9 protein-coding genes and 1 tRNA gene are annotated in these 8,948 nt (G+C 53.4%); 5 read left to right on the forward strand and 5 right to left on the reverse strand.

Going from position 1 to position 8,948, the window contains the following annotated elements; genetic code table 11:
• The 4 genes from PN477_RS05920 to PN477_RS05935 form a co-directional block, all read left to right on the forward strand.
• On the forward strand, positions 1–699 hold a 699-nt coding region (locus tag PN477_RS05920), incomplete at its 5' end, for a type ISP restriction/modification enzyme (protein ID WP_417158756.1).
• A gap of 69 nt (positions 700–768) precedes the next feature.
• Positions 769–1,443 carry an amino acid ABC transporter permease gene (locus PN477_RS05925; protein ID WP_272117068.1) on the forward strand — a complete coding sequence of 225 codons (675 nt, stop codon included), beginning with the start codon at positions 769–771 and terminating at the stop codon, positions 1,441–1,443.
• A 19-nt stretch (positions 1,444–1,462) separates the two neighbouring features.
• A complete protein-coding gene (locus PN477_RS05930) occupies positions 1,463–2,116 on the forward strand; it encodes an amino acid ABC transporter permease (protein WP_272117070.1) in 654 nt (217 codons plus the stop codon).
• Positions 2,117–2,179: 63 nt separating this feature from the next.
• Positions 2,180–3,112 (forward strand): transporter substrate-binding domain-containing protein, encoded by a 933-nt coding sequence (locus PN477_RS05935; RefSeq protein ID WP_272147073.1) that lies wholly within the window; start codon positions 2,180–2,182, stop codon positions 3,110–3,112.
• Between the two features lie 194 nt (positions 3,113–3,306).
• Here the strand turns inward: PN477_RS05935 and PN477_RS05940 are convergent.
• The 5 genes from PN477_RS05940 to thrC form a co-directional block, all read right to left on the reverse strand.
• Positions 3,307–3,379: transfer RNA gene (locus PN477_RS05940), tRNA-Ala, on the reverse strand.
• 85 nt (positions 3,380–3,464) lie between these two features.
• Positions 3,465–3,671: a hypothetical protein gene (locus PN477_RS05945; protein ID WP_072619263.1), complete on the reverse strand. Its 207-nt coding sequence runs from the start codon at positions 3,669–3,671 to the stop codon at positions 3,465–3,467.
• 86 nt (positions 3,672–3,757) lie between these two features.
• On the reverse strand, positions 3,758–4,525 hold the full coding sequence (gene hisF, locus PN477_RS05950) for an imidazole glycerol phosphate synthase subunit HisF (RefSeq protein WP_272117075.1): 768 nt from the start codon (positions 4,523–4,525) through the stop codon (positions 3,758–3,760).
• A gap of 236 nt (positions 4,526–4,761) precedes the next feature.
• Positions 4,762–5,037, reverse strand: coding sequence for a MoaD/ThiS family protein (locus tag PN477_RS05955; protein ID WP_072619262.1), 276 nt, complete (start codon positions 5,035–5,037; stop codon positions 4,762–4,764).
• 133 nt (positions 5,038–5,170) lie between these two features.
• The gene (thrC, locus tag PN477_RS05960; protein ID WP_072619261.1) at positions 5,171–6,469 is read right to left on the reverse strand and encodes a threonine synthase; all 1,299 of its coding nucleotides are present in this window, start codon (positions 6,467–6,469) and stop codon (positions 5,171–5,173) included.
• A gap of 423 nt (positions 6,470–6,892) precedes the next feature.
• On the opposite strand from thrC, the gene PN477_RS05965 reads away from it, so the two are divergent.
• On the forward strand, positions 6,893–8,446 hold the full coding sequence (locus tag PN477_RS05965; protein WP_272147077.1) for a phospholipid carrier-dependent glycosyltransferase: 1,554 nt from the start codon (positions 6,893–6,895) through the stop codon (positions 8,444–8,446).
• Positions 8,447–8,948: the final 502 nt, after the last annotated feature.

Consider the following 8,948-nt stretch of genomic DNA (forward strand, 5'->3'; position numbering starts at 1 on the left):
GCCCCTCTCCCGCAGGAGAGGGGAGAAATTAGCCCTCTCCCGCAGGAGAGGGGAGAAATTAGCCCTCTCCCGCAGGAGAGGGGAGAAATTAGCCCTCTCCCGCAGGAGAGGGGAGAAATTAGCCCTCGCCCTGTGGGAGAGGGTTGGGTGAGGGCAATCCAAAAAATCGACATTTTCCACTACACCTACGCCATCCTGCACCATCCCCACTATCGCCAAAAATACGAGCAAAACCTCAAACGCGACTTTCCCCGATTGCCCCTCCATGATGACTTTTGGCAATGGGCAAACTGGGGAAAACAACTCATAGAATTGCACCTCAATTACGAAACCATTGAACCTTATCCCCTCCAGCGCATCGATCTCCCCCTCAAACCCGGCACAGTCAACAAACCCAAACTCAAACCCGACAAAACCAAAGGCGCGATCGCCCTTGATGGGATCACCACAATTCAGGGCATTCCTGCGATCGCTTGGGATTATAAATTAGGGAATCGGAGCGCGATCGAATGGGTCTTAGACCAACATAAAGAAAAGAAACCCAAAGACCCCACCATCCGCGAAAAATTCAACACCTACAAATTCGCCGATTACAAAGAAACCGTCATTGATTTACTAATGCGCGTCTGTACCGTTTCCGTCCAAACCCAAACCATTATCAACCAAATGCCCACACCCAAGCCATCAAAACCACTGTAGCCAGTTACACAAACAAGACCGAAAGCACCCTTTACTCTGCACATAGGATAGTAAGCGAGCTTGCGTCTGATGGACTACACTCCTCAATTTTCCGTGGTTTGGAACAATTTAGGACTCTTTGCCCAAGGGATTTTTCTCACCTTGCAAATTGTGGTCGTTGCGATCGCCTGCGGTCTTCCCATTGGGATCGCGGGCGCATTGGGGCGCACCTCCCACAATCGCCTGCTGAATTGGCTGGCCACCGCCTACGTGGAATTTTTTCGCAATACCCCTTTTTTAATTCAACTGTTCTTTTTCTTCTTTGGCCTGCCTAGTATTGGTGTTCGGATGTCATCCTGGCAGGCGGCAGTTTTGGCCTTAGCGATTAACTTTGGGGCCTATGCCACCGAGATCATGCGGGCCGGAATTGAAGGAATTGACCACAGCCAAATTGAAGCCGGGATGGCCTTGGGGTTCAATAAAATGCAGATTTTTCGCCATGTGATCCTCGTCCCTGCCTTGGGAAAAATCTATCCAGCCCTGGTGAGTCAGATTGTGATTGCGGTGCTGTTTAGTAGCGTCGTGTCGCAAATTTCCGCCGAAGAATTGACCTTTGTGGGCAACTTTTTACAATCCCGTACCTTCCGCAGTTTTGAGATTTATCTCGCCATTTCCTTGATGTATGTGGGGCTGGTTTGGGTGATTAAATTAATCGCCTACGGGATTCAACAAAAGTTTTTTGCGTTTACAAAATATATCCGTTAGTCCTTTAAACCATTGAATTGTGCAAGAGTTTACCCTAGCCCAAATTCTGACTAATTTGTTAATTGCGACTCAATGGACGATCGCACTTTCGGCGATCGCATTTGTGGGGGGTGGCTTGGTGGGGTTTCTGTTAATGTTGATGCGCATTTCCGCAAACCGGGTGATTAAAGGAATTAGCATTCTGTACATTGAGTTTTTCGAGGCCACGCCGCTGCTGATGCAGCTTTTCTTAGTCTTTTTCGGGATTTCTGTCCTGTTTGGGATTAACTTTTCTGCCTGGGTTGCTGCGGCGATCGCCCTCACCACCTACACCAGCGCCTACCTAGGGGACATTTGGCGGGGTTCCGTCGAAGCCGTCCCCCAGGGACAATGGGAAGCCTCCAAAGCCCTGGGAATGGGTTATTTTCAACAGTTTCGTAAGGTGATTCTGCCCCAAGCGGTGCGCCTGTCGATTCCCTCCACGGTGGGGTTTGCCGTGCAGGTGGTGAAGGGAACCTCCCTCGCCTCCGTGATCGGCTTCGTCGAACTGACGCGATCGGCCTCGTCGATTAGTAACGTGACCTTTCAGCCGTTTTTAGTGTATTCCCTAGCGGCGGTGATCTATTTTTGTCTGTGCTTCCCCCTCTCGCTTTGGAGTCGGCGCTTAGAGCGTCAGTTTTCCTACGATCGCTAAACTCGATGACCGCCAGCGATCGCATGCCTGCTTAACCTTATTTTTTCTCTGTGAGGATCGTTTATGTTCACCGCAATGTCTCGATTTTTTAGTCATACCCTCGGCCTGTCCCCCCGTTGGCGATCGCTACTCATGGCGGTTTTTTTGAGTAGTCTCTTAACCCTGGGGATTGCCTCCTGTGCCGGCGGGTCAATCACCTCCCAAGACGTGGCCGGCAGCACCACCACCGCCCAATCCGATACCGCCACCGAAGATTCCGAAAGCACCGCCCCCGCCGGGAACACCCTCGATAGTATTTTGAGCGCAGGTGTGATTAAAATCGCCGTCCCCCAAGACAGCCCGCCCTTTGGGTCAGTGGGAACCGATGGCGAACCCCAAGGCTACGACATTGAAGTCGCCAAACTGATCGCCACAGACTTAGAAGTAGACATCGAACTCATCCCCGTCACCAGCACCAACCGCATTCCCTACCTCCAAACCGGACGAGCGGATCTGGTGATTTCGAGCTTAGGCGCAACTCCCGAACGGGCCAAATCCATCTATTTCTCCTCAACCCCCTACGCGCCCTTCTTCTCTGGGGTCTATGGCCCCGCCGAGGCTGAGGTGTCGAGCTACGAAGACCTGTCCGGTTTCAGCATTGGCGTCACTCAAGGTTCCCTCGAAGACCTCGAAGTGACCGAAAAAGCACCAGAAGGCATTGAAATTCGTCGTTTTGAAGACAACAGCATCACCATTTCGGCATTATTGAGCGGGCAAGTGGATCTGATTGCCGCCGGTAACACGATTGTGGGCCAAGTGATTCAGGATAACCCAGAGGCCGGAATTGAGAATAAGTTTGTGATGAAAAATTCCCCCTGTTATATCGGCGTGCGGCGCGGCGATCTCGATATGTTGGAATGGGTGAATGTCTTTATCCGCCACAAACGCTTTTCCGGGGATTTCGATACTCTATCCCAAGCCTGGTTTGGTGAGCCACTGCAAATCCCGTCATTCTAAGCAGGCTTCAGCGCAAGGTGGGTTAGGCGGCGGAAACTCCCGCCATCACGGCAATCCAGCAATCCGCCGTCACCCACCGATTTATAGTTCAACGCGAAGTGTGATGGTGCGTTACACTTCGCTCACAGCACCCCACGAGCGATGAGCAGCCTGCTTTTTGGCTCTGGTGCTGTACTTGTTTTGGTTTTAATCTATGGAGCTAAGCGGATTCGAACCGCTGACCCCCTGCATGCCATGCAGGTGCTCTACCAACTGAGCTATAACCCCGAATCGTGCGTTATTTAATATGTCTGATTAGGCTGGTCGTTGTCAAGTGTTTGCGAAAAAAAAATCGGATCGGGCAGAGTGAAGCCTAAAAATAGGAAATGTAGTTACTCCCGCTGAGGGAACTCAAGCAGTTATTCATCAGGAAATAGACGACGAGGAGCGCCGCCGCCGAAAGGGAGACTAAGGTTCCGGCCAGCATCAACGAAAATTCCTGTTTTTGAACAGCCTCTTGCATGAGATGGAGTGACCATGCCACGAGTGCCACATCAAAAATTAGAATAGGAATCAACATATCTTACGTTTTGTAACGACCACCCTTATTCTAATCTATAAATCTACAGAATGTTGAGCGTTGTTAAGTCAGGAAAGGTTACAGTCCTACAGGCGTACAGGGATTTGATGTTGCTGAAGATAATCTTTAATTTCCGTTACGGTCAATTGACCATAATGCAACAGGGATGCTAGCAGGGCTGCTTCGGCTCGTCCCTCGGTAAAGGCTTGGTAAATATGCTCGGTCGTCCCCGCACCACCGGAGGCAATCACGGGCACATCGACCGCATCGGCAATTTGGCGGGTGAGGTCGAGGTCGTACCCGGCTTGGGTTCCGTCAGCATCCATGCTGGTGAGGAGGATTTCCCCTGCGCCGTTGGCGGTGACGGTTTTGGCCCAGGTGAGGGCATCGAGGCCGGTGTTTTCGCGGCCGCCGCGCACGTAGACATCCCAGCCGGGGTTACTCGGATCGGGGCGACGTTTGGCATCGATCGCCACGACAATGCACTGATTCCCGAAGCGATCGCTCGCTGCCTTAATCAAGTCCGGATTGCGCACCGCTGAGGAATTAATGCTAATTTTGTCCGCTCCGGCTCGTAATAATTCTTTAATTTTATCTAAGGAATTAATCCCGCCGCCGACAGTAAGGGGAATAAACACTTGCTCGGCGGTGCGATAGACCACATCGAGGATGATGTCGCGGTCTTCGTGGGTGGCGGTGATGTCGAGGAATACCAGTTCATCGGCTCCCGCGTCGTTATAGACCTGGGCGAGTTCGACGGGATCACCCGCATCCTGCAAATTGACAAAGTTAACACCTTTGACCACACGGCCAGATTTGACATCTAAACAGGGCAAAATTCGCTTCGCTAACATCAGGCTTGGGGGGAATAGAGGGCGAAAAAGAGGGGGCTTTCTTCCAATTGAACCATGGCAGGAGGGCGATCGCCGATCGCTCATCGTCAAACGGGGCGATCACTCCCCAGGGTTCTCCGTTGATTGCCCAAGAAAAAGCCCCAATGCGATCGCACTAGGGCTTTGTGATTAACCGTTGAATTCTGCAAAACTGCGATCGCAGTTTCGCAAACTTGACAAACCCTGTGGAACTGGGATTAACCCCCAGCCACAGCGGGGACAATGCTCACTTCGTCGCCATCGTTGAGGGCCGTGGTTTCATTGTCCAAAAAGCGAATATCTTCACTGTTGACATACAGATTCAGAAAGCGGCGGGGCTTCCCGGTTTCATCACAAATCCGGTTTTTAATCCCCGGACAGGCCGCCTCAAGTTGGTCGATCAATTCGATGATATTGCTGCCCGTGGTTTCGATCACCGCTTGATTATTGGTGAATTTTTGCAGAGGGGTGGGAACTAAAACTTTAATCGCCATGGTGACTTGAACTCAAAAGAATAGAACTAGAAAGAATGGCTAGAATAGCCCTCATCCTCAACCCTTCTCCCCTAGGGAGAAGGGAGCCAGAAGCCCTCTCCCTGTGGGAGAGGGTTGGGTGAGGGCAAGGGACTTAGACTAAAACCTGTTGCCAGTCGAGGCGTTCGAGGGTCTGGGCACGTTCCCAAGCCCGCTCGAAACTGTCGAGTTTGGCTTCGATGGTGAGGGGTTCGGAAATGTAGCCTTGGACGGCTTCTTGGGTTTTCAGGCCGTTGCCGGTGATGTAGACGACGGTGGTTTCATCGGGGCTAATCTTACCAGCTTCAACGAGTTTTTTCAGGACGGCGATCGTCGTGCCGCCTGCGGTTTCGGTGAAGATGCCTTCGGTTTCGGCGAGGAGTTTGATCCCGTCGATGATTTCGGCATCGGTGGCGGATTCAATGTGGCCGTTGGTTTGCTTGGCTTGCTCGATCGCATACACCCCATCAGCAGGATTCCCGATCGCAATGGATTTAGCGACGGTGTTGGGCTTGACGGGGTCGATGAAGTCGCGGTCATTTTTGAAGGCCTGGGCCACGGGGGAACAACCTTCGGCCTGAGCGCCGCTGTAGCGCACGGGCTTGTCTTCCACGAGGCCGCATTGAACGAACTCTTCAAAGCCTTTACGGATTTTGGTGTAAAGGGAGCCGGATGCGATCGGGGCGACGATGTGATCCGGGAGTTGCCAACCCAGTTGTTCGGCCACTTCAAAACCGAGGGTTTTCGAGCCTTCGGAGTAGTAGGGGCGCAGGTTGATGTTGACGAAGCCCCAGCCGTAGGTGTTAGCCACTTCAGAACAGAGGCGGTTAACTTGGTCGTAGTTGCCTTTGACCGCCATCACCGTGGGGTTATAGATCAACGTGCCGAGGACTTTACCGGCTTCGAGATCCGAGGGGATGAAAACACAACATTCTAGACCCGCGTGGGCTGCGATCGCCGCTGTCGAATTCGCCAAATTCCCCGTACTCGCACAGGACACCGTGGAGAATCCCAATTCCCGCGCCCGGCTCAGAGCCACCGACACCACCCGATCCTTGAAGCTCAAGGTGGGCATATTCACTGCATCATTTTTAATGTAGAGATTTTTCAGACCCAAACGACGAGCGAGGCGCGTGGACTTCACCAAGGGAGTCATCCCCGTTCCCACATCAATCACGTTATCCGTCGCCACGGGCAAGAACGACCGATAACGCCAAATCGAGTTTGGGCCGGCGGCAATGGTTTCGCGGGTGACGGTGGCGCGAATCTTGTCGTAGTCGTAGGCTACTTCGAGGGGCGCAAAGGTGTTTTCACAAATATTGATCGGCAACAGGTCGTAGGTGTAGTCGCCTTCTTTGGATTTGAGGTGGGTGAAGGTGGCGGATTCGCTGTGCTTGAGGATTGTTTGGGTCATGGGTTGATCGTGCTCTCTATTCAACGGTTGCCTGATAGTAGCACAGGCAAAAAAAGACCGTCAAACAATCCCGACAAATTTTATCGGGATTAAAAATTCTCCTCCGTCCCAACCCCCGTCGATCAGCCCAGGGCAGCGAGCAAGACGCTCACACGACAGAGGATGACCGCAATGGCTATTAGTGTGAGCCTCTGGCTCACTCCTGCCCAATCACCGGCCAGGGCAGCGAGCGAGACGCTCGCACTACATGAGGATGACCGCAATGGCTATTAGTGTGAGCCTCTGGCTCACTCCTGCCCAATCGCCGGCCTGATCCAGACTCGCAATTTGGGTTATTCAACAGGCTAAACCGAGGAATCATTGCTAATGTTGAGCAGGATATGGATCTGTTGACCCCCTGGCTTGATCGTAAATTCCCCTGCTATGCTTCTCGCGACGCTCAATCGATCGGTTAAACGCTACGGATTCCCGTTGGCCCTGGGGGCTATTTTCGGAATTGCGATCGCGCTTCGGTTTTGGCGGTTGGGGCAGTTTAATACCCTGGTGTTTGATGAGATCTATTACCCGGTGTTCGCCAATCGCTATTTAATCGGTGAGCCGGTGTTTAACTCCCATCCGCCCCTGAGCCAAACCCTGATGGCGATCGCGATGTGGATTGGGTCATGGTGGCCCGTGCCGCCGGACATGATCAACGGCTTAACAGGATCGATGCGTTCGACCTTGAGTTATCGATGGTTGAATGCGATCGCCGGGGCTTGGGTTCCGATCATCGCGGCATTAATCACCTACCACCTCAGCCAGCGGCGCAGCTTTGCGATCACCACCGCCCTGCTCCTGTCCCTGGATGGCCTGCTGTTGGTGGAATCCCGCTACGGTCTCAACAATATCTATCTAGTCTTGTTCGGCCTGTTAGGGCATCTCTACCTGCTCCGGGGACTGCGAACCCCGCCCCTGCCTCGGATTCCCGCCCAGCCCAAACGTCAGGTGCGCTGGTTTCGGGACTATCGCGGCACACGCTTTGCCACCCTGCGCCAGGTGAGTGATTGGGTGAGCGATCGCCTCCGTTCCCGCCGTCCGCCCCAACCGTGGCAACAGTTCAGCCTCGCGGGGGTGTGGTTTGGCTGTGCGGCGGCGGTGAAGTGGAACGGGTTGGGGTATCTCTTCGCGATCGCCCTGCTGTGGATCGTCGCGATCGCCCTGCTGTGGATCGTTCCCCACCGGCTCCACACCGCCCAGGCCTTCCCCCTCAATGCCCTTGCCCGGATTCATCCCCTCCCCGCCCTCCTGTATTTCGCCCTCATCCCCCTCCTCACCTATTGCCTTCTGTGGATTCCTCACCTCTGGCTCAACCCCACCCCCAACTTCTGGCAAGTGCATCGCCAAATCCTCGCCTTTCACCACGCCGTCGGCAGCGGCAGCGAGGTGCATCCCTACTGTTCCCCTTGGTATAGCTGGCTCCTGATGTGGCGACCCGTGGCCTATTTCTACGCCACCGCCCGCAGCCTCAATGAAACCGTCCCCGCCTATCCCCCCCTGCCCAGCAACGCCAGCACCCTGATCTACGATGTCCACGCCATGGGCAACCCGATCCTCTGGTGGGGAGCAACGGGCGCGATCGCTCTCCTTCTCCTTCTTTTTTTTCTCCCCTCCCCCTCCCGACTCGTTCCCGTCCCTTTACCCTGGGGCATCTCTCTCTATCTGCTGATTAGCTACGCCGCCAACCTGCTCCCCTGGGCCCAGGTTAGCCGCTGCACCTTCCTCTACCACTACATGGCCGCCCTCATCTTCGCAGAGATCGCCCTCGCCTACGGGGTGGATCGGTGGTGTTGGCAGGGATCGTGGTGGTGGTGGGCCTGTGGCTGTGTCGTGCTGGGGGTCAGTATCCTAGCATTTTGGTTTTGGTTGCCGATTTATTTAGGGTTACCCCTGTCGCCGGATGCCTATCAACTGCGAATGTGGTTCGCCAATTGGATTTAACCCGTTTGCAAAGCTGCGATCGCGCTCTCCTGCGCTCCGATCTGAACCCGATCAGCGACAACTATGGCGTTGCGCACCTTAACCGACCAAAGCGATCGTTTAGGAAACATGACGTTAGAACTTGATGACATTGACCCAAGCTCAATCTATCTTCACAAAAGTATTGGATTCTCAATCATCACACAATCGAGAATTACCCATCCTTTAAGACTGCTTTAAACTGTGATTATTATTTGCATCGTAAACTCATTAAGATTGCTCCCAGAGCTTCCTTCATATCGAGTGCATCAGAGATTGAAACCCTTGCTGCTCTAGAATGACGCACTTCGGCATTCAAAATCAGATCCCATCAATTCGATCAAACGGTAGTGCATTTTAGTGCAGGCTAGAGGAAAAGATAGGGGCATCTTGCTCCGCCAGCTTCTCTCTGATGCCCCGATTGTACTCATGGATGAACAGCCATATCGCCCCAATGTGGTTCTCCACCTTTTTCGAGAACGAC

Source organism: Spirulina subsalsa CS-330 (genome assembly GCF_028330765.1).
Taxonomy (GTDB): Bacteria; Cyanobacteriota; Cyanobacteriia; order Cyanobacteriales; family Spirulinaceae; genus Spirulina; species Spirulina subsalsa_A.